This is a genomic window from Shewanella sp. SM69 (assembly GCF_025653985.1).
GTDB lineage: Bacteria > Pseudomonadota > Gammaproteobacteria > Enterobacterales > Shewanellaceae > Shewanella > Shewanella oncorhynchi.
On the sequence record NZ_JAKKRV010000009.1, the window covers coordinates 119,814 to 140,809 of the forward strand.

At 46.5% G+C, this 20,996-nt stretch carries 18 protein-coding genes; 5 read left to right on the top strand and 13 right to left on the bottom strand.

Translation table 11 applies throughout. The features are described from left to right. Nucleotides 1-74 precede the first annotated feature (74 nt). From L5M37_RS13620 to L5M37_RS13630, 3 genes are all read left to right on the top strand, one after another. A complete protein-coding gene (locus L5M37_RS13620; RefSeq protein ID WP_263200827.1) occupies nucleotides 75-2,186 on the top strand; it encodes a protein-disulfide reductase DsbD family protein in 2,112 nt (703 codons plus the stop codon). A gap of 136 nt (nucleotides 2,187-2,322) precedes the next feature. Continuing rightward, on the top strand, nucleotides 2,323-3,207 hold the full coding sequence (locus L5M37_RS13625) for a thioredoxin domain-containing protein (protein WP_263200829.1): 885 nt from the start codon (nucleotides 2,323-2,325) through the stop codon (nucleotides 3,205-3,207). Nucleotides 3,208-3,232: 25 nt separating this feature from the next. After that, nucleotides 3,233-3,757, top strand: a complete 525-nt coding sequence (locus L5M37_RS13630; protein WP_263200831.1) for a protein disulfide oxidoreductase — start codon at nucleotides 3,233-3,235, stop codon at nucleotides 3,755-3,757. Between the two features lie 111 nt (nucleotides 3,758-3,868). On the opposite strand, the gene cyoE is transcribed toward L5M37_RS13630, so the two are convergent. The 6 genes from cyoE to L5M37_RS13660 all read right to left on the bottom strand — a co-directional run bounded on the left by cyoE (nucleotide 3,869) and on the right by L5M37_RS13660 (nucleotide 9,442). Beyond that, nucleotides 3,869-4,801 (bottom strand): heme o synthase, encoded by a 933-nt coding sequence (gene cyoE / locus L5M37_RS13635; protein WP_263200833.1) that lies wholly within the window; start codon nucleotides 4,799-4,801, stop codon nucleotides 3,869-3,871. A 13-nt stretch (nucleotides 4,802-4,814) separates the two neighbouring features. Next, the gene (gene cyoD, locus L5M37_RS13640; protein WP_011787512.1) at nucleotides 4,815-5,156 is read right to left on the bottom strand and encodes a cytochrome o ubiquinol oxidase subunit IV; all 342 of its coding nucleotides are present in this window, start codon (nucleotides 5,154-5,156) and stop codon (nucleotides 4,815-4,817) included. After that, complete coding sequence (gene cyoC / locus L5M37_RS13645; RefSeq protein ID WP_011787513.1) at nucleotides 5,156-5,776, bottom strand: cytochrome o ubiquinol oxidase subunit III; 621 nt, start codon at nucleotides 5,774-5,776, stop codon at nucleotides 5,156-5,158. The genes cyoD and cyoC overlap by 1 nt, the downstream gene beginning before the upstream one ends. Before the next feature lies 1 nt (nucleotide 5,777). Then, nucleotides 5,778-7,757, bottom strand: a complete 1,980-nt coding sequence (gene cyoB, locus L5M37_RS13650; RefSeq protein WP_263200835.1) for a cytochrome o ubiquinol oxidase subunit I — start codon at nucleotides 7,755-7,757, stop codon at nucleotides 5,778-5,780. A 2-nt stretch (nucleotides 7,758-7,759) separates the two neighbouring features. Continuing rightward, nucleotides 7,760-8,863, bottom strand: coding sequence for a ubiquinol oxidase subunit II (gene cyoA, locus L5M37_RS13655; protein ID WP_263200836.1), 1,104 nt, complete (start codon nucleotides 8,861-8,863; stop codon nucleotides 7,760-7,762). Between the two features lie 189 nt (nucleotides 8,864-9,052). Further along, nucleotides 9,053-9,442, bottom strand: a complete 390-nt coding sequence (locus tag L5M37_RS13660) for a hypothetical protein (RefSeq protein ID WP_198572438.1) — start codon at nucleotides 9,440-9,442, stop codon at nucleotides 9,053-9,055. A 615-nt stretch (nucleotides 9,443-10,057) separates the two neighbouring features. Between L5M37_RS13660 and L5M37_RS13665 the strand changes: the two genes are divergently transcribed. Next, nucleotides 10,058-13,705 (top strand): EAL domain-containing protein, encoded by a 3,648-nt coding sequence (locus tag L5M37_RS13665; RefSeq protein ID WP_263200838.1) that lies wholly within the window; start codon nucleotides 10,058-10,060, stop codon nucleotides 13,703-13,705. Nucleotides 13,706-13,802: 97 nt separating this feature from the next. Continuing rightward, nucleotides 13,803-14,279, top strand: coding sequence for a cytoplasmic protein (locus L5M37_RS13670; protein WP_113940220.1), 477 nt, complete (start codon nucleotides 13,803-13,805; stop codon nucleotides 14,277-14,279). A gap of 24 nt (nucleotides 14,280-14,303) precedes the next feature. On the opposite strand, the gene L5M37_RS13675 is transcribed toward L5M37_RS13670, so the two are convergent. The 7 genes from L5M37_RS13675 to L5M37_RS13705 form a co-directional block, all read right to left on the bottom strand. After that, nucleotides 14,304-15,368 carry a sulfate/molybdate ABC transporter ATP-binding protein gene (locus L5M37_RS13675; protein WP_113940221.1) on the bottom strand — a complete coding sequence of 355 codons (1,065 nt, stop codon included), beginning with the start codon at nucleotides 15,366-15,368 and terminating at the stop codon, nucleotides 14,304-14,306. A gap of 27 nt (nucleotides 15,369-15,395) precedes the next feature. Further along, a complete protein-coding gene (gene cysW / locus L5M37_RS13680; protein WP_113940222.1) occupies nucleotides 15,396-16,247 on the bottom strand; it encodes a sulfate ABC transporter permease subunit CysW in 852 nt (283 codons plus the stop codon). A gap of 4 nt (nucleotides 16,248-16,251) precedes the next feature. Continuing rightward, the gene (gene cysT, locus L5M37_RS13685; RefSeq protein WP_011790693.1) at nucleotides 16,252-17,076 is read right to left on the bottom strand and encodes a sulfate ABC transporter permease subunit CysT; all 825 of its coding nucleotides are present in this window, start codon (nucleotides 17,074-17,076) and stop codon (nucleotides 16,252-16,254) included. Nucleotides 17,077-17,144: 68 nt separating this feature from the next. Then, on the bottom strand, nucleotides 17,145-18,158 hold the full coding sequence (locus L5M37_RS13690; protein WP_113940223.1) for a sulfate ABC transporter substrate-binding protein: 1,014 nt from the start codon (nucleotides 18,156-18,158) through the stop codon (nucleotides 17,145-17,147). An 89-nt stretch (nucleotides 18,159-18,247) separates the two neighbouring features. Next, nucleotides 18,248-18,421, bottom strand: a complete 174-nt coding sequence (locus tag L5M37_RS13695) for a YezD family protein (RefSeq protein ID WP_105250676.1) — start codon at nucleotides 18,419-18,421, stop codon at nucleotides 18,248-18,250. 69 nt (nucleotides 18,422-18,490) lie between these two features. Further along, nucleotides 18,491-19,141: an alpha/beta hydrolase gene (locus L5M37_RS13700; RefSeq protein ID WP_113940224.1), complete on the bottom strand. Its 651-nt coding sequence runs from the start codon at nucleotides 19,139-19,141 to the stop codon at nucleotides 18,491-18,493. A 259-nt stretch (nucleotides 19,142-19,400) separates the two neighbouring features. Then, nucleotides 19,401-20,903, bottom strand: a complete 1,503-nt coding sequence (locus L5M37_RS13705; protein ID WP_263200840.1) for a DUF3300 domain-containing protein — start codon at nucleotides 20,901-20,903, stop codon at nucleotides 19,401-19,403. Between the last annotated feature and the right edge of the window lie 93 nt (nucleotides 20,904-20,996).

Sequence of the window (20,996 nt, forward strand, 5' to 3'; positions counted from 1 at the left end):
AAATGCTGACGATATATCGAAGAGATTAATATGCAATTGAATAACAAACAGTTAATGCATATTTTGGGGACAAAATGAGTACATTAAAATCCATGTTAACCAGATTCTGGATACTCGCCTTGATAGTGACGAGTCCGTCGCTAATGGCCGCATCGACGGGGTGGTTGGTTAATGATAATCACCCGCCAGCCAAAGTACGTTTTATGCTAACGGGGGAGGTTGATCCTGCAACGAATACTTTGCCTGCTGTGCTTGAAGTACAACTTGAGGGCGATTGGAAAACCTATTGGCGCAGTCCTGGGGAAGGCGGTATCGCGCCGACGATAAAATGGGATGGCTCACACAATCTACAGCAAGTGGATTGGAGATGGCCTGCGCCAGAGGAATTCTCATTATTGGGGTTACAAACCTTTGGTTATAAAGGTAATACCACCTTTCCCTTAACCCTAAAAGTCGATGATATCGCTGCCCCAACTCAGCTGCGCGGCAAAGTGACCTTGTCGACCTGTACCACTATCTGTGTACTGACGGATTATCAGATTAGTCTCGACTTCACGCCCAATGCGCTGCAAGCAGATACCGATGCCATGTTGGCCTACAACAAGGCTGTGTCGCTTGTGCCACAAAAAGTGTTGACCCAAGAGGGCCAAAATCCTGCGATGACAATGGGTTGGGATGTAACCAAAGGTCAACTTGAAATCAGACTCAATGATGCCAACTGGCAGAGTCCAACCGTGATTATCGATGGTGAGCCAGATACCACATTTAAGCTAGTGAGCTTAAAACCGAGTGAAAGCGATGTTAACGGCAAGCAATTGGTCGGTATTTTTAGCGGTAAAAGTTGGCTGGGCGAGCCTGAAGTTTTGGGCAAATCGCTGAACATGACTGTCGCCGATAGCGAGCGGGCGTTGGAATACAGCGCCGAAGTTAAGCCTGTGGTGATTACCCAAGAAAGTACCTCGATATTTGGCATGATTTTGTTAGCGCTTATCGGTGGTTTGATCTTAAACGTCATGCCCTGCGTGTTACCAGTGCTTGGCATGAAGCTCAGTTCAGTGGTTGCTGCACCTGATCTTAAGCGTAATCAAATCCGCCAACAGTTCATCGCATCAGCGCTGGGGATATTGGCCTCATTCTGGTTACTCGCTGGCTTTATCTTAATGCTTAAGCTCACGGGGCAGGCGATTGGTTGGGGCGTGCAGTTCCAAAACCCTTGGTTTATCGGCTTTATGGCGCTGGTGACTACAGTGTTTGCATTCAATATGTTAGGTGTATTTGAGATTAACTTACCCTCTAACGTGCAAACCAAGTTAGCGACAACGGGCGGCAATAATAACAGCGGGCACTTTTTACAGGGCATGTTTGCGACGCTACTGGCGACGCCGTGCAGTGCACCATTTTTGGGTACCGCGGTCGCCTTCGCTTTGGGCGCCGATGTACTGAGCCTGTTTGCCATCTTTACCGCGTTGGCCGTGGGTATGGCGTTCCCTTGGTTGATTGTGGCGGCATTTCCGCAAGTGGCGGGTTATTTCCCTAAACCCGGTCGCTGGATGAATACAGTTAAAGTGTTTTTCTCCGGCATGTTGCTCATCACCAGTTTGTGGCTGATTAGCTTGTTGGCCAGCTTTATTGATGTGCTCTACCTCTGGCCGTTAGCGGGTGTCATTACACTGATATTTATGGTGTTTATGGCTAAAAAATATGGCGCGATTACCATTGTGAGCTGCTTAGGTATCGGCATTTTACTGTCGGCGGTTATTGCATTTATGACGGCGAACCAGTGGGCTAAACCTTTACCTGCGGATCTTGCTTGGACGCCATTGGATCAAGCATTGATTAATCAGCAGGTCGCCCAGGGCAAGACAGTATTTGTCGATGTGACTGCCGATTGGTGTATCACCTGTAAGGCCAATAAAGTTGGCGTGATCTTGCAAGACCCTGTTTATAGCCTGTTGCAACAGCAGCATATTGTGCCGATGAAAGGCGATTGGACTACGCCTTCTGAGCCCATTACTCACTACCTGCAAAGCCATCATCGTTTCGGGGTGCCATTCAACGTGGTTTACGGCCCGGGTGCACCGCAGGGGATTGAGCTGCCGGAAATTCTATCGACTGACCTTGTGCTTGCTGCGATTGAGCAGGCCTCAGCGTCCCCTGAAAAGTCATCCGTAGCGGAAGGGAAATAACGCTAACGAACAGCCATTCACTCGGACATGTCACTCGGCAATATCACTGGCGAGTCTCATTCAATAGCGAGTCGAGTGGCACTCAACAAATACTCAGGTCAGGGATAACCCTGACTTAAGACAATGGAAATCGATTATGAAACAGACAATTGAAGTACAAAACAACACTGAATCAATGCAGAAAACTCAAGCCATTGGAGGCACCCAAATGTCGAAATTTAGCTCTTTACGGAAAAATCGCAAGTTACAGATGTTTGTTGTCTCGGGTGTCGCCATGACAATGCTGGTGGTTTCCTTGCCTTCGGTGAGCACCATGGCCTATGCCAAGGACAGCAGTTTATCGGCTGCCCAGCAGCAAGAGGTGCGAGCGATTCTTAAAGATGCCTTGATCAATGATCCTGACCTAATGAGAGAAGCAATTATTGCGTGGCAAGCAAGGGAGCAAGAGGGTGCCAATACAGCCATGCAAACCAGTCTTGTGACCCATCATAAAGCCATGTATGAGACCAAAAGCGATCCGTGGAAGGGCGCTGCGACATCTGAGATTGAGATGGTGTACTTCACCGATTTTAACTGCCCATACTGCAAGAAAATCGAGCCTTCGCTGAACCAGCTGATTGAAGAATTTCCGCAGTTAAAAATCATAGTTAAAATGGTGCCGCTGCAGGGCGAAGGCTCCAAAATGGCAGTCGATTTTGCCCAAACGGTTTGGTTAAACGAGCCTGAAAAGTATCTCAAGGTGAAGGATATGTTGATGTCGAGTCCGCGTGGACTCGATGCCGCCGCCATCGCTAAGGTCGCTAAACTGACGGCAACTGATCGTTGGGTCGGCAACACAGATGAGCGCGTGGCTAAAATGGTCGATGACAATGTTAATTTAATGAATGAGTTAGGCATAGGTGGCACTCCAAGTATGATAGTGGCCGATACGCTTATTCCCGGATTAGTGCCTTACGAAGTGTTAAAAGAGCAGCTTGAAGCCGCGATTGCCGCTAAAGATAAGACGCAGAAGAGCAGTTAAGATGCCGCCAAAGGAAACTGAAAATATGAGCGCCGAACAGGTTTCGACATCTTTACCTAAACGCATATTGGGCTGGATTAAGCAGCTGGCACTTTGGCTGCTCATTGCCCTTATCGTGACCAGCGTGATGGACATCTGGCGCGGCAAAGATATCCCGCGGGATAATTTGCCGCAGCTCCAAGGGACGACGTTGGCTGGGGAAGCGCTTGATATTGGCAAGTTAAGCCAAGATCAGGCGGTATTGGTATACTTTTGGGGCACTTGGTGCCCTGTGTGTAATTTTGTCAGCCCGGCAGTCAATCAAATGTCGGCCTATTACCCCGTGGTGACGGTTGCCATGAATTCGGGGGAGGATGAGAAACTGAGAAAATATCTTCAGCATCAAGGCTATGGCTTTGACACTATTAACGATAGTGACAGCAAGATTGCCCGTGATTGGTCATTGCAGGCGACGCCAACTATTATGATCTTTAAAGATGGCGAGTTAAAACACTACACGACTGGCTTTACTAGCCTACCCGGTATGTGGTGGCGAATGATGTTCACTTAGAAGTGATGCTTCAGGGGCTGTTTTAGAAGAGAAAAAAAGCGCTAATCTTGGTTAGCGCTTTTGTATTATCAACTTATTTCAGGACTAGACAACTAGCTGAAAGCTTAGGGTTTACTTCACTAAAGTGAGTAGTGGTGCCTGACTCACAACTTGGAAGTCGAGCGCCATAGTCACACTGAGCGCCGTAATAGTGATGATTGAAAAACCAAACACTTGGCGAGCCCAGCGGTGCATGTCGACGCCGTGGCGATAACCCTTTAATGCCATGGCAAGCCACCACAGGCTAGTGGCACAGGTGACTGCCATAAAGGCGATACCTGTGTAACCCGCGAGTGGTAACAGCGCACTGACTAAGGCGAACACGGCAATATAAAGCACGATATGCAGTTTTGCTTTGGTCATGCCTTCTGCAACCGGCAGCACAGGAATATTGGCTGCCGCATAGTCATTAAAACGGAAAATCGCGATGGCATAGGAATGCGGCATCTGCCATAGACTGAACATCAACAGCAAAATAGCTGCGCCCATGTCTATTTGCCCTGTCACGCTGCAATAGCCCACCACGGGCGGTACTGCGCCCGAGAAGCTGCCAACTAAAGTGCCGTACACTGAGTTACGTTTCATGTAGAGGCTATAAACCCCCACATAAACGATGTAACCAATAACGGCAAATAGCAGGGCTAATGCATTGGTAAACAAGGCTAAGATGCTAAAGCCTAACACACCTAAGGCGAGTCCAAACGCGAGTACGTTACCCACGGCAATTTCGCCCGTGACGGTTACGCGTTTGCAGGTTCGCAGCATCTTGGCGTCGATATCACGGTCAATACAGTTATTGACAGCGCAGCCCGAGGCTACAACCAAGGACAATCCTACTAAGCTCGCCAGCATCAAGACCAAATTTACGTCGCCTTTGGCGGCTAATAAAAAACCGCCAGCAACGGAAATCAGATTCCCGAAAATGATGCCAGGCTTAGTCACCTGCACATACCCTTTGAAGCGTGCTTTGTATTGCGGTGACATAAATCTGTCTTGTGTTTGCATAGACTGTTTCTCGTTACATCATCAAAGCGTTGGCTTCGAGTATGATCCACACCGACAAGCCGACGACCATGACAATAATCAGGGCGGTAAACAGGAAGGAGAAGGTGTTCACTTTGCCTTCTTTCGAGAAATCTAAGTGCAAGAAGTACTTAAGATGTACCACTATCTGCACTATCGCCATCACTAGCACTAAGCTAAGGGTGGTCGCTTTCTCGAAGTGATGGGTCATTACCGCCCAAAATGGAATGGCAGTTAATACCACTGACAGCACAAAGCCCATTAGATATGACTTAATGCTCGCGGCCAGATCGTCAGTGCCATGGCTAGGCTTATCAGTATGACTATGTGCGCTCATTACAGTGCTCCCAATAAATACACGACCGTGAATACACAAATCCACACTATGTCGAGGAAATGCCAGAACAGGCTTAAGCAGCTCAGGCGGGTGATGCTGCGATGACCTAAACCGGTTTTCGCCACTTCAATCATCATGATCGCCATCCAAATCAGACCTGCGGTCACGTGCAAGCCGTGCATACCTACCAGAGTGAAGAAGGACGACAGGAAAGCGCTGCGCTGTGGGCCATTGCCATGTTCAATCAGGTGATGGAACTCATAGACTTCCATCCCGATAAACACACAACCGAGGGCGAAGGTGACGAGTAACCAAGCCAAGGTCGCGGCTTTGTTATGGCGTTTAGCAAAAATCAGCGCCATGCCATAGGTAATACTACTGACGAGCAGGGCGGCAGTTTCGATCAGCACAAAGTCCAATTCGAAAATGTCTTTACCCGAAACGCCACCGTCCGTGTTCATGTAGAGCACAGCATAGGTTGCGAAAACCGAGGCAAACAAAATGCAGTCTGTCATCAGGTAAATCCAAAAACCAAACAGAGTGTTGCCACTCGTATCATGGTGTTCGTGATGATCTTCTGCGTGAGCTACTTCTAAATCTGCTGGGATTGCAATACTCATATCAGCCCCTTACTACATTGTTTAAGTGGGCATTTTCAATGCGAGCCACTTCATCGGGTTGCACGTAATAGTCGACGTCATTGTTATAGGCACGGAATAAGAACACGATAAACGCGCCCACTAAGCCCACAATGGCTAACCACAGAATGTGCCAAATAGCGGCAAAACCCGCGGCAGTGATCCCCAGCGCCATTAAGATACCGCTTGAGGTATTTTTCGGCATATGGATTGGCTGATAGTGTTTGAGGCCTTGATAAGCCACGCCTTTTTCTTTCGCATCGGTAAAGGCATCAATATCAGCAACCTGTGGCAGCTTAGCGAAGTTATAGAACTGCGGTGGAGAAGCGGTTGACCACTCTAAAGTATGGCCATTCCATGGATCGCCCGTGGTGTCGCGGTTTTGGTCGCGGTCACGGATACTCACGTACAGTTGGATAAACTGCAGAATGATACCGACCATGATGATGCAAGCACCCACGGCGGCTAAGTAGATCCACACGTTCCACGCTGGGTTATCAATGTGGTTGATACGGCGTGTCATACCCATAAAGCCCAGTACGTACAGCGGCATAAAGGCTACGTAGAAACCGATTTGCCAGCACCAGAATGACGCTTTACCTAAACGCTCATTCAAGTGGAAACCTGTCGCTTTAGGGAACCAGTAAGCAAAGCCTGCTAAATAACCAAATACCGCACCACCAATAATAGTGTTATGGAAGTGTGCGATTAAAAACAAACTGTTATGTAGAACGTAGTCGGCACCTGGTAAGGCTAGTAACACCCCTGTCATACCGCCTATAGTGAAAGTCACCATAAAGCCCAGCGTCCACAACACTGGCACCGTTAAACGTAGGCGGCCACGGTAGATAGTGAACAACCAGTTAAACAGTTTTACCCCGGTTGGAACCGCAATCACCATAGTCATCACCCCGAAGAAGGCGTTGACGTTGGCACTTGAGCCCATGGTGAAGAAGTGGTGTAACCAAACGATGAAACCTAAAATTGAAATCGCACCACTCGCCCACACCATAGAGGTGTAACCGAACAGACGTTTAGAGGTAAAGGTTGAGATTACATCGGAGAAAATACCAAAAGCAGGCAAAATCAGGATGTAAACTTCAGGATGTCCCCACGCCCAAAACAGGTTGATATACATCATGGCGTTACCGCCACCGTCATTGGTGAAGAAGTGGAAATCCATGTAACGGTCGAGTGTCAGCAGGGCTAACACGGCGGTTAAGATTGGGAATGACGCGACGATCAAAATGTTCGCCCAAGTACAAGTCCAAGTGAAGATTGGCATTTGCATCAGCTTCATGCCTGGAGCACGCATCTTCAGTACGGTGGCGATAAAGTTCACCCCGGTTAAGGTTGTCCCTATGCCTGAAATTTGCAGTGCCCAGATATAGTAATCGACTCCAACCCCCGGACTGTAAGCCAGTTCTGAGAGGGGGGGATATGCCACCCAACCTGTCTTAGCAAATTCACCTAAACCCAATGAAATATTGATCAGCACAGCGCCAGAGGCGGTCAGCCAGAAACTGAGGTTATTCAAGAAGGGGAAGGCAACGTCGCGGGCACCAATTTGCAGCGGCAACACTAAGTTCATCAGACCTATCATAAATGGCATCGCCATAAAGATAATCATGATCACGCCGTGGGCGGTGAAGATCTGGTCGTAATGTTCAGGCGGCAGATAACCTGCGGCGCCGTTGGTGGCGAGTGCTTGCTGGGTACGCATCATAATGGCATCGGAGAAGCCACGAATGAGCATCACCAAAGCTAACACTATGTACATGATACCGAGGCGTTTATGGTCAACAGAGGTTAACCAGTCGTTCCAAAGTACGCTCCATTTTTTGTGTTTAGTGATCAAGGCTGCGATATACAAACCTACCACTGCGACGACCGCTAAGGTCACCATGATGATAGGCTCGTGATACGGAATCGCATCTAAGCTTAATTTACCGAGAAATGACATGATTACTCCGCCTCCACTTTTTGGGTGGATGAGTGCTCTAAGGATAAAGGTTCTGTGGATGAGTCCTGTGTTGATGACGGTACAGAAGGTGTTGAGCTATCCATGTCGGCCATGTTCTGTGTATTTTCCATCGCGTGTTCGCCTGCCATATGTGCCATGTCGTGCATACCTTTCATGTCTGCCATGTCAGATGTGTGCTCAGTGCCCATGTGTTCCATGCCTGCGTGCATGTCCATTCCTTCGTGACCTTTTATGCCCTCATGTGAGTCCATGTGCATGTATTGCATCACGATTTGGTCAAACATCCCTTTGCTCACTGAGCCAAAGTATTCAACTGGATTGTATTCACTCGGTTTAGCCAGTGTGGCATAGGCCGCTGAGTCCAATGTCTTGCCCTGTTGTTTTAACTTGGCAACCCATGCCTCGAAGTCAGCAGGTGTTTGAGTGGCAATCGCTTTAAACTTCATGCCCGCAAATCCAGCGCCGCTGTAGTTAGCCGAGATACCGTCGAAGGTGCCTGGCTCGTTAGCGATCAAATGCAATTTAGTGGTCATGCCCGCCATAGAATAAATCTGGCTGCCTAACTGAGGGATGAAGAAGGAGTTCATCGCAGTGTCAGAGGTGATCTTAAAGTTCACCGGCACATTGGCTGGGAACGCCAACTCATTGACCGATGCCACGCCTTGTTCTGGATAAATGAATAACCATTTCCAGTCCAGCGACACCACTTCAACCGTGACGGGTTTCGCTTCGTGTTCTAAAGGTTTATATGGATCAAGATCATGGGTCGAACCCCAAGTGATCACACCTAGCACTATCACGATCACAATCGGTACTATCCACACTACGGTTTCAATCGCCGTTGAGTGTGCCCATTTAGGCGCATAGATTTCCTGATCACGGCCATCGCGGTATTTCCACGCGAAGTACAATGTCATGGCAATCACAGGGATAACGACAATGAGCATGAGTAGGGTGGCGACGATAATCAGGTGTTTTTCATCGATACCGATTTGGCCCTTAGGGTCCAATACTCCGCCATCACAACCCGCGAGCATGAGTGCTACTGCCGCGATTGCTGCTTTACTTAATTTTCGAATTAACAAAGGAAGATTCCTCTAACCCTAAGGTTTACAACTCTGCCAAGCGTTAACTGGCAGTCACACTAAGCGGCGTTATCTGAGCGCAAATCCTGAGACCCAAGAGGCATGACACAACAATGTGCCGCCATTCCGAGGCAAATCTAAGATCCGCTTTCAGCGCTTAATGCTTAATTTTAATTTAAAAACAGAGGGTTAAAATGGCGGAGCGCGACAACCGTGGGCGGTATGTTCGAGGGATTTTAGCCTTGGGGGTGCTAAAAAAAGTGAAGCGTTAGTTAAATCGAGATGATTGAAAAATTTGAAGCAGCAGTCGATTAAATGCCATAACTGCAGAATAACGAGGGGATTGAGTAATAACAGGCTGAGCAAACTAGCGCCGATAAACTCGGCTAAAAAGCCATTGCTGAGGCTGATTAATTCACTAATATCGACACAACCGCCGATCAACACGGATAAAACGTCAGCAATAGGCAGCACAAACAATAACCCGAAAAACAGGGTTAGATTTGTCATGCTAAAGGTTGAAAGCCGAATAGTTAGGTTCAATCTTTCAACAATGAATTGGCTAAGAGCTAATTTCAATTAATGAGTCCGGCTGAACGGGAAAAGGAGTCAGTTGGCAGAACAAAAAATATTCAGCATGTAACTTTTTTATGCGGCAGGAGGATACCAAGAAGCGGCTATTGAATGAAAGCGGATCCCCGTAGTAAAAGGGCTTTAGTATTAAAAAAACCTTAATTAAAACCAAATTAGATCTTTAGTTTTACAAGATTAACAGTATTTAAACTGATTTTGTTCTCATAAAATAAAAAATTGTGAAGCCTCTCATTTATTCATTTTGACTAAAGTTGATTTGCTCGTGGCGTCATTGAGTTGATTACAGCCCCTATAAACATGTTTGCTTTACCCGCAAAAAGACTAGGCTTAACTTCTATGGCAGGGCTAATGTTGCCGATAGTTGTCTTGATGGGTTAGCTTGTTTGTCGCAAGATTGGGCTCGCCAAGTTTGGCTGTGTGATTAAGTGCATTTGAGATCGGCATCCCAAATAAAAACATCACGTTAAATGAGTGATTGTGTCAGTCATTTACGCTATTTACATTAGATAAACCGATTATTAAACTGTGAACTTATCTCGCCCCTGATATGTGCTTGAGATTGAGCCTGTGAGTAGGGCATGATGCTTCTCAATTCTCGAAGTGCGTCAGCATGAAGGACTACACATAAAGTCATTTATCCCATACCTTAAGGTAAACATTTTCATCGCCTTAGCTTACGTTATTGTAGGTAAAATTGGTTTGATGATTGCTTTGCCGCCTGGATATTCTGCTGCAATTTGGCCTGCCGCAGGTATTGCTATTGCCGCTTGTGTTTTATGGAAGGAATATGCGCCTTGGATTGGCGTGTTGATTGGTTCTTTGTTGATTAATCTCAACATCAGCGGACATATCCATTGGGGGTGGTTGCCCTTTGCGATTTCAATTGGCTCATCTATACAGGCAGTGCTTTCTGCCTATGTTCTTGGGCGAGTCGATCATTTATTCACCCTAGATAATCCTAACGCCGTCATTAAATCCTGCTTGAGTTTAGCTTTAACTTGTACAGTAGCGACTGTTTTTGGCAATTTCTCCTTAGTGATTAACGGTACGATTCCACAGTCCGATTTACTGGGTAGTTTAATAAATTGGTGGACTGGGGATTTGCTCGGTGCCGTGATATTTATCCCTCTGACTATGTTGCTATTTGATAAGCGAGTTATTTGGCGTTCTCGCCGCATTCAGACGGGTGTGCCTCTGCTGGTGGGCTTTTTATTTTGCGTGGGGATTTATTACTACTCAGATATGAATCAGCGCCAACAGTTACAGGATAAGTTTCTGGTTCAATCTAATGCGATTATTAGCAATATTGAAAGTTTTCAAGATGCGAACCTCCAACAAATTGTTGCCTTAGCAAGCTTGTTCGACAATAGCGAGCAGGTTTCTGAGGATGAGTTTGTACAGTTTGGCAAACGCAATATGTTGATGAAGGATGGCTTTAGAGCTTGGTCTTGGTCACCGCTTGTGGCGGCAGCCGATCAGCAAAGTTTTGAGGCATCCATTCGTTCTGTGGTTGGTGGTTCCTACAAAGTGACCCGTCCCGAAGGCTGGCAGGCGAATACTGATGGTTGGCTAGTCCCTGTGATGTATATTCAGCCGCAGATAGGTAACGAAGCGGCCTTGGGATTAGATCTCAATAGTGAGCCGACGCGAGCCGCAGCCATCGCAAAAGTGCGTGCGACGTTAGCACCCGTGATGACAGCCAAGATTCAATTAGCACAAGATCCCAATGGCCCTGGTGGCACCTTACTCATTGCTCCTGCTTTTGACAGATTGGGTAAGATCTCAGGGTTTTGTTCTGCCGTAATTGATTTGCAAGGCATTATTGATGATGTTGATAGTGTAAAAGGGTTGCAGTGGCAACTGACAGATATGAGTGCGGGCGGTACCTTACTTTATAGCAATACTCGAAAATCGTTTCCCGAATTTAGCAGTAAGCTCTTCAGCGATAAAACTGGGCAGTATTTTCAGGCAAACCTGATGTTAGCGGATCGTCATTGGCACATAGTGATTTATCAATCCTATGCGGTGCTGATGGGCGATACTTTTAGCTTATCGCTACTGATGCTTCTGCTCGCCTTTATTACCTGTGCCGTTGTGGGTGGTATGACATTGGTTTCCTCCGGTGAGCGTCAACGTATTGCCGCGAAAGTGACGGAAAAAACCATGGCCTTGTCAAAGGAAATTGCCCGTCGTCAGGCTTTTCAGGCCACTTTAGTCGAAAGCGAGCAAAGATATCGTAATTTGTTTGATAAGGCACCTGTAGGGCATGTGCTTAAACGTTTAGACGATGGTCAATTTGTGGCGATTAACCCTGCCTTTCAAGCGATTACGGGTTATTCACTCGATGAGCTTAATCAACTTGATCCTTGGGATCTTACCCCAAAGCGTTATCAATTAAGTGAAACTGAGCAATTAGAGCGCTTAAAGCAGACGCGCCGTTACGGTCCCTATCAGAAGCATTATTTACATAAAAATGGCCAATTAGTGGCGGTGCGCCTCAACGGGGCTTTAGTTACTGGTGCTAATGGTGAACAGCTAATTTTGTTTATTGTCGAAGATATTACCGAGCAGGAGCGTACCGTTGCGCGGGTAAATCTCTTGGCGCAAGTATTTCAGCAGAGTGGTGAAGGCATCACGATTATGGATGCCAACGATATCATTGTGGATGTGAATAGCGCATTTTCTCAGATCACGGGTTATTCCCGAGAGGACATTATTGGTAAAAACTGCCGTTTTATAGAGGCTGAACGAACGGATAAAAGTATCGATTCTCAAGTCCGTGCTGCCCTCGAGCAAACGGGTTTCTGGCAAGGTGAAGTCTGGGATAGGCATAAACAAGGCTACGATTTCCCGAAATGGTTGATGATGTCTGTGGTGCGGGATGATTCTGGTGCCGTGAGCCACTATATTGGCAGCTTTACCGATATCAGTGAGCGTAAAGTCAGTGAGGAACGCATTCATTTCCTTGCCCATCATGACTCTTTGACCTTATTGCCTAATCGACTGAGCTTGCAGTCGCGCCTCGAAGTGGTGTTTAAGGATGCTCTGGTATCCCACAGCCAAATAGCGGTAATGTTTATCGACATGGACCACTTTAAAAATATCAACGATACCTTGGGCCATCATGTGGGCGATCAACTGCTGCTAGAGGTGGCCCGACGTTTGAAATACATCGTTGGTGATAATGATACTGTGGCGCGTTTGGGGGGCGATGAGTTTGTGGTTGCCTTGTCTGATACAAACCATGATGAAGTGGCCAGTTTAGCCGAGGCGCTGCGCAGTGGTTTGAGTCAAACCTATGTGATTAATAATCAAGCATTACATTCATCGCCAAGTATAGGGATCAGTTTATTCCCCAATGATGGTGACAGTGTTGAAGCCTTGATGAAAAATGCTGATATGGCCATGTACCGCGCAAAAGCGGCTGGACGCAATAACTATCAATTCTTTACTGCGGCAATGAACACCTTGATCACTGAACGCCAGCATATTGAAACGGGCCTCAGGCAAGTGCTCGCCAACGATGAATTGCGGCTGCATTATCAGCCACAAATTGATATTAGAAGCGGGCAAGTGGTCAGTGTCGAAGCGCTTGTGCGCTGGCAGCATCCCGAATTTGGCATGATAGCGCCTGACCGTTTTATTCCCATTGCCGAAGAGATCGACATGATCATCCCAATTGGCCAATGGGTGTTAGAAACGGCGATGGCGCAGCTTGCTGTTTGGCGCGCTGCGGGTGCCACTGAGTTGCGAATGGCGGTGAATCTGTCGGCACATCAACTTCGTAAGGATACGATAGTCGCCGATATTACCAATGTGCTGGTGAAGCATAAGTTGGGCAAAGGCGCACTGGAGCTGGAGATTACCGAGAGTGTGGCGATGCAATATCCTGAGCAGAATGCGCGCCTATTAGCGGAATTACGTCAACATGGTATCGAACTCGCCATCGATGATTTTGGTACAGGATATTCCTCTTTATCCTATTTGAAACTCTTGCCCTTAGACAGGTTAAAGCTCGACCGATCCTTTGTGAAGGATATTGAGACCGACTCGAATGATGCAGCCATTAGCGCAGCAACTATTTCTATGTCCCATGAATTGGGGTTAACTGTGGTCGCTGAAGGGGTTGAAAACGAGGCGCAATTGGTATTATTGTCGAGTATGGGGTGCGACTTAGTGCAAGGGTTTTACTTTAGTAAACCCTTAGCGGCAGAAGAGTGTTTCCGCTTTATCCAGCGTAATTTATAACGGCAGAGTGTTGTTGTTTTTCTAATGCTGGCGCAGAGTTGGACTATACTTGAGTTCGCATTATGCATGCGTTAATCAAAATACTAAGGATGGTTTTATGCAAGTCATCTTCACTAAAGGTACTCAGCGTTATGGCCAGTTGCGCTGTGTGCGCATGGACGGTAGTGCGACCCAAACCCAAATGCCAGAACAAGGTATAGCACCTCACGATATGATCCACTATGTGGTTGAAAAACGCCTGCATATTCAAGGCGCTTTCTTCTCGCAGATCAGAGCTGGCGCCGATATCAGCTTTACCTTAGAGCATAATGAAACCTCCCGCGCCATCGCTGATAAAACGGAGGTGTGGCAAACCGAATCCATAGTTGAGACCCTGCAGTCGCTACTGTGGTCGGGTGAAACGCCAACCTATGACGGCTTTATTTATCTGTTAGAGCAAGCCTGTAGCAGTCGAGACTTAGCCGTTCCTACTGTTAACCAAACAGATTTTGATCATATTCTCAATGAGATTATGGATTTGAGTGTTGAGTGGCAGGGAATGGGTGAAGGTCAGTCCTTGACCTTGAAGTTCTGATCTATTGATTAGGGCGGTGAGTGGCTAAATACCTTCCCCTAAAAAGACTTTGGTATAGCGCGGCTGGATCCAAGCGCTATCACCTTTGTTTATGCCAAGCTGTTTAAATTGCACTTTAGATAATTCAACATGGATCAGTTGGTTATCTAGCTCAGTTAGGACTTCTAATCTCACTGCAGGGCCAACTATGGTCACTAAGTCTAAACTGACTTTAAGGGCATTTTCAGTTGGTTGTGTCAGTACTTCGATTTCGTGTGGACGAACATAGGCCAAGCCTTGTTGCTCTTCGCTAATCGTGTGTTCAGGTGAGGGAATGTGGATATTGCCTATAGTGCTATGCCCTTGTTTTACCCGGGCATGAAATAGGTTCACATTGCCAAGAAACTCGTACACAAAAGGATTGCTTGGATTATCATAAACTTCTTCTGGCGTACCTTGCTGCTCGATACGACCTTGATTCATCACCACGATTTTGTCTGCGACTTCGAGTGCTTCTTCCTGATCATGGGTCACAAATACGGTAGTGACATTAATCTCATCGTGTAAGCGTCTTAACCAGCGGCGTAATTCTGCGCGGACTTTTGCATCGAGCGCGCCAAAGGGTTCGTCTAACAGTAGAACCTTAGGTTCGACCGCAAGCGCGCGGGCGAGTGCGATGCGTTGCCTTTGACCGCCTGAAAGTTGTGATGGATAGCGATTAGCAGTCCAATCTAATTGGACGAGTTTGAGTAATGAATGCACCTTATCGGCAATTTCTGCCTTAGTCGGACGTGTCTTTCGTGGTCTGACTGTGAGTCCATATGCGACATTTTCGAATACAGTCATATGTTTAAACAGGGCGTAATGTTGGAATACAAAACCGACACCGCGTTCACTCACATGCTGTGTGGTGATGTCTTCGCCATTAAATCTGACTATGCCACTGTCGGCCTGTTCGAGTCCGGCAATAATCCTGAGTAACGTTGTTTTGCCTGAGCCGGATGGACCTAAAAGGGCTGTCAGCTCTCCTGTTTTGATCTCTAAATTGACCGAGTCCACGGCAACAAAATCACTAAAACGCTTATTAACTTGTTGAATGTGTATGCTCATAATGCTCTGTTCCCAAGGACGTTGCGTTTAGTTAATTTGATGTTTGCGCTCATCTTTCCACTCCACAAGGCTTTTCAGCACTATAGTGACCAGTGCTAAACCTGTGAGCAGGGATGACACGGCAAACGCGGCCGTAAACATGTATTCGTTATAAAGCACTTCTATGTGTAGCGGCATAGTATTGGTCTCACCGCGAATGCGTCCAGAGACCACTGCTACCGCCCCAAACTCGCCCATAGCACGGGCATTACACAGGATCACGCCGTAGAGTAAGCCCCACTTAATGTTCGGCAGTGTGACGTACCAAAAGGTCTTTAAACCACTGGCACCTAGGGTGAGTGAGGCCTCTTCTTCATCTTTGCCCTGTTGCTGCATCAGTGGGATGAGTTCACGGGCAATAAAGGGTAAAGTGCCGAACATGATGACAATGACTATGCCCGGAACGGCAAAAATCACTTTTAAATCATGGGCCGCAAGCCAAGGCCCAAACCAGCCTTGGGCACCAAAGAGGATCACAAAAATCAGCCCGACCACGACGGGTGAGATAGCGAAGGGCATATCGATTATTGAGATCAGTATGGTTTTGCCTCTAAACTCAAATTTAGCAATGGCCCAAGCGATGGCTACACCAAAAATAGCATTAGTGGGTACAACAATAATTAACACTAACAAGGTGAGTCGAATGGAAGCGAGCGCATCGGGATCTGTCACGGCTTGCCACCAGACCTTGAGACCCGCTTCAAAGGCGCCGTAGAGCACAACCGCTAATGGAAAAACCAGAAACAGTGCGAGAAAGCTTAATGCGATCCCGATTAAACTCCACTTTATCCAAGGAGCCTCAGTAGTAGCGTGATGATTTACAGTCGATATTTGGCCCATAGACTTAACCTCTTTTACTCGCCCACCACTGTAGGCTATTAATTAATAACAATAAGAGGAAAGCTGCTGCGAGCATGACCACGCCGATAGCCGCAGCGCCGTTATAGTCATATTGCTCAGCTTTGGACACTATCAGTAGCGGAGTAATTTCGGTGCGATAGGGCAAATTGCCCGAGATAAAAATGACGGAACCATATTCGCCCACTGCACGTGCAAAGGCTAAGGCGTAACCCGTTAATAATGCAGGTAATACCGCAGGTAGGATCACTCTTCTTATGGTGGTTAATCGATTAGCACCGAGGGACGCTGAGGCTTCTTCAAGTTCCTTTGAAAAGTCTGCTAAAACCGGTTGTACTGTTCGTACGACAAAGGGCAATCCAATGTAAGTTAAGGCGATTACAACACCAATTTGACTGTAGGCGACTTTAATGCCCCATAAGTGTAAATATTGACCTACCCACCCGGTAGTCGAATAAAGCGTTACGAGCGCGATACCTGCGACAGCCGTCGGTAAGGCAAAAGGCAGATCGACTAAAGCATCGACGACTTTTTTACCAAAAAATTGATAACGTACTAACACCCAAGCGACGAGAGTCCCAAAAATGGCATTAATACTGGCGCCAATAAAAGACGCTGTAAATGACAGCTTGTATGAGGCTACAACCTGAGGATGACTAATTGCGACCCAAAAGTCAGCCCAACTCATTTGCAGCGTAAACAGAACTAATCCGGCTACAGGAATAAGAAATAGCAAACTTAAATATAAAACTGAGAAGCCTAAGGTAATACCAAATCCAGGTAGCACAGATTTTATGACAACCTTGCTCATATCATTATTCCGTCGCGAGATAAGTGAAACCAATGGGCGGTTTCGTATTAATGAAACCGTGTAAAAGATTACTTGCTAATCTTGGTTAAAATAGAATCGAATTGACCACCATCATTAAAATGCGTTTTTTGTGCTTTGTTCCAGCCACCAAAAACCTCATCAATGGTAAAGAGCTTCAGTTGTGGAAACTTGTCTTTGTATTGCAACGCAATGTCTGGGTTTGTCGGGCGATAAAAGTGTTTTGCAGCTAGGTGTTGTGCTTCATCAGTATAGAGATGTGCTAAGTAAGCTTCTGCTAACTTACGTGTCCCTTTGCGATCGACATTTTTATCTACCACTGTCACTGGTGGCTCGGCAAGAATGCTGACACTTGGAACAATGATTTCAAATTCACCTTTTCCTAACTGCTCAACTGATAATATGGCTTCATTTTCCCAAGCGATGAACACATCGCCAATTTTACGCTGTACAAAGGTATTGGTTGCGCCACGGGCGCCAGAGTCCAGCACAGGTACGTTTTTATAAATCTGAGTGACAAACTCTAACGCTTTTTCTTCTGAGCCGTATTGCTTCAGTGCATAACCCCAAGCGGCGAGATAGTTCCAGCGCGCCCCGCCTGAAGTCTTAGGATTTGGGGTAATGACCTCTACACCTTCACGAACTAAGTCATTCCAGTCATGGATATTTTTGGGATTTCCCTTGCGAACCAATAGCACTATTGTCGAGGTATAGGGCGAGCTATTGTGTGGTAGGCGACTTTGCCAATTTTCAGGAATTAAATCCGCTTTTTGCCTTAATGCATCAACGTCATAGGCCAGTGCCAGAGTGACAACATCCGCTTCTAATCCATCAATAACTGAGCGAGCTTGCGAGCCTGAACCACCGTGAGATTGACGTATGGTTGGGGCTTTATGGCCTTGTTTTTGCCAGTATTGGCTGAAGATTTGGTTATATTCCCGATAGAATTCACGGGTTGGATCATAGGAAACATTCAATAGCGTATCTTCAGCGAGTGCGAGAAAACTAGTAGAGGCCAAAACTAAGGTGAGTGTTGCTTTTTGTAGGTGAGATAAAATATTCATACCGAAATCCTCATATTATTTAATAAGGCTTCCGGTTGACCGGTCAGCGATGTGGTCTAACTGTGTTGATTGGGTGGTAAATTTCGTTTTTATTTCGACGGCGTAACTTGGTCTAAACGAATTTTTTCTTTCTTTTCTAATTGCACTAATTTCCCATGGTGAAAGGTTAATTCCACTGTCCCAAACTCAATTCTACCCAGTAGTTTTTCTAAACTATTGACGAGCACGGGGATCACGGTTTGTAGATCTTCTTTGGTTGCCATATAAGTCCTCATGTAAGTGGTTTTTGACAACGTAATTGGAATTATAATCAAATATTGATAACTAAAAAGTTACATTTTGCGATTTGATATTCTTTTATGTAATAAGTGTGTCTTTTGTGTGTTTGAGTTTGTGAGATCGTTAGACAGGCTCTGAGTTGCACTTTCTATTTGATAGATAAGATTACCAATAAGCACATCAATGAGGGGCCACTGTCCATGTCCGGAATCGACATTAATGTGGCCACTTAACCCTAAGTTGATTGTTGGGAATCCCAATTTTTTTGCCAGTTTTGCAGCTTGATTAAAGGGCATCCAAGGATCGTTTTCACTGGCAATGACAAGCCCAGTGACACCTAAGGGATGTCTTGGCAACAAGTGTTTGATCGTTTGAGTGCCATCGTGTTCAGGCAGAATGTGTCCATTCTCAGAAAATCGTGCTGGTGATGCTGGCGCGACTAAAATAGCTGCTGCTACCCGCTGTGGATGATGAGCGATGGCAAGGCTTGTCGCTAAACAGCCAAAACTGTGGGCGAGGATGAGGATTTCACCTTCGATTTGATCGATTGCGCGGCAAATGGCATTGGCCCAGATATGAATCTTAGGCTCCAATAGTGGTAAGTCATTGACCCATATAGCTGATTCATATTTTTGTGCAATCCAACTTTGCCAATGTAAAGGGCCGCTACCACCAAACCCTGGCACAATTAATAAGGTTGCCATATTTCATCCTCCAAGATGTGAGTTTATAAGAGAGCCAAATGACGACCGGATGAAGCCAGTTTGACTCGCACTCTGACTATATCTGCAAATTTGGTTATTAAAATTGTTATTTGTAGTTCATTTTGGAATATGAGATATATTTAGGGTATTAACTCTGGAGGAAGTTGCCTTTGTGAGGTGATGTTACAGATAAATAATCCATAAAAATGCCCAGTAAGAGGGGGAGTCTCCTGGGCACTCGTTTTCAGTTTATATCTTGTTATTCCCTATGACGGCGTTCTTGACTTTGAGTTGATCGACCTTGGTTATGTTCTACCGAGCGAGCGGTTTGCGCATTTTGGCGTGGCTCACTTTGTCTCACTCTCACTTCTTCGCGTTGTCTAGGCGCCGCTTGTCTTGGTTGTTCAATCCGTTGTGGCTCTGTACGTCTTGTTTCAGGTCGTGGCGTTTCAACTCTTGGGGTCATAGTTCTTGGTTTTTCTTGCCTTTGTGACTGTGCCCTTTGTTGATCGACATTACGCGGCTGTGAATCCCGAGTTTGATATTGCCTTTGCTGAGGCTCCTTTGATGGCATTGGCTTTGACTGCACGGGTCTTGATTGCATGTCATTACGCTCCTTGTGGGTTGGTGTTTGTACCATAGTCGCAGATCGACGTTCCTTTAACTCGGCTTGCGTTTTCTGATAACTCGGCGCGCGGTTATCACGTTCACGGCTGACGTTGTGATAGTCTTTATTATCACGACTTTTATTGCCCTGATTATTCATATTACCCAGATTACTATGGGTATCTTGGCGTTCTTTAGACTTCGAATATTGGCTATTGAAGTGCTGTTTACTGCCGCTTGAGTGTGAATCTCTGCCGCGATATTTATCATCATGGTAATAGCGTTGTTTCACCACTGGATTGTGATAACTCACACCGCGTCTATGTTCGGGTTTATGTTTCCAAGGTTGTGCGCCATGGCTAACACTGTATCTTTCCCGTGGGCGATATCGGTGTGAATGGCGATAGTCGATCACCACCACTTTATGGTTGTGCCAGTGGAACGAACTGAAGAAGTAGTTAAAGGAAATATGGATGCCCGGTGACCAGTAGAAATGGTTATGACTCGGACGATAGGGATAGCCAGCATAGCCGCCAAATTCCCAATATACAGGAGGATAAGCCACTCCCCAACGCCATGTGCCGTAAACCACGCGTGGATCGTAATAGGGGACGTAGACGATTTCTCGCTTAGCGGGTTCTATGATGATCTGATTGTTGGCGCGGGTAATTGCCATGTTATCCATGTCTGCTAAGCTATTCGCTTTATCAGCCTGTTGTCTTAGGGACTGAATGCTGTTCATCACTTGGCCTTCATCTTCTAAGAAGGCTTCACCGAGTCTTTGAGTCCAGTCGAGATCTTCACTCATTTTTTGCAGCAGCGTCGGGAAGGCCAGCAAGGCTTTGACGCTCGGGTCCCAGTCCTGATCTTCGGCTTGCGACATAATTTGGTCGATCGATGATTTGGGGCGTTGGGTTAACCAACGCTGTGCCTGCACTATTTCGAGTGGATAAGTTGAAGCGATAAGTATGTGGGTCAGTAAGCTATCGGGATACAGGGCAATAGGCGCCAGCATTTGTTCGAGTTCGGCTTGGCTTACCGCTGTGCTCGATCCTTGGCTCGCAGATATGCCCGCAGCCTGTGCTGTGGTAGTGAAAGGCAAGGCCACTAATGCCGCCGTTAACACTAGCCAATTCCATCGATGTAGTCTGTTCATGGTTTGCTCCAATAATCCTGTTCGAGGATGTTATGGGCATATTAGGCGTGTGAATATGAACATAAGCTGAAAGTGTTTTGCGGTTAAATATTT

Coding starts and splice junctions, on each gene's coding strand:
- L5M37_RS13620 (WP_263200827.1), top strand. CDS start 75: ATGAGTACATTAAAATCCATGTTAACCAGATTCTGGATACTCGCCTTG.
- L5M37_RS13625 (WP_263200829.1), top strand. CDS start 2,323: ATGAAACAGACAATTGAAGTACAAAACAACACTGAATCAATGCAGAAA.
- L5M37_RS13630 (WP_263200831.1), top strand. CDS start 3,233: ATGAGCGCCGAACAGGTTTCGACATCTTTACCTAAACGCATATTGGGC.
- cyoE (WP_263200833.1), bottom strand. CDS start 4,801: ATGCAAACACAAGACAGATTTATGTCACCGCAATACAAAGCACGCTTC.
- cyoD (WP_011787512.1), bottom strand. CDS start 5,156: ATGAGCGCACATAGTCATACTGATAAGCCTAGCCATGGCACTGACGAT.
- cyoC (WP_011787513.1), bottom strand. CDS start 5,776: ATGAGTATTGCAATCCCAGCAGATTTAGAAGTAGCTCACGCAGAAGAT.
- cyoB (WP_263200835.1), bottom strand. CDS start 7,757: ATGTCATTTCTCGGTAAATTAAGCTTAGATGCGATTCCGTATCACGAG.
- L5M37_RS13670 (WP_113940220.1), top strand. CDS start 13,803: ATGCAAGTCATCTTCACTAAAGGTACTCAGCGTTATGGCCAGTTGCGC.
- L5M37_RS13675 (WP_113940221.1), bottom strand. CDS start 15,368: ATGAGCATACACATTCAACAAGTTAATAAGCGTTTTAGTGATTTTGTT.
- cysW (WP_113940222.1), bottom strand. CDS start 16,247: ATGGGCCAAATATCGACTGTAAATCATCACGCTACTACTGAGGCTCCT.
- cysT (WP_011790693.1), bottom strand. CDS start 17,076: ATGAGCAAGGTTGTCATAAAATCTGTGCTACCTGGATTTGGTATTACC.
- L5M37_RS13690 (WP_113940223.1), bottom strand. CDS start 18,158: ATGAATATTTTATCTCACCTACAAAAAGCAACACTCACCTTAGTTTTG.
- L5M37_RS13695 (WP_105250676.1), bottom strand. CDS start 18,421: ATGGCAACCAAAGAAGATCTACAAACCGTGATCCCCGTGCTCGTCAAT.
- L5M37_RS13700 (WP_113940224.1), bottom strand. CDS start 19,141: ATGGCAACCTTATTAATTGTGCCAGGGTTTGGTGGTAGCGGCCCTTTA.
- L5M37_RS13705 (WP_263200840.1), bottom strand. CDS start 20,903: ATGAACAGACTACATCGATGGAATTGGCTAGTGTTAACGGCGGCATTA.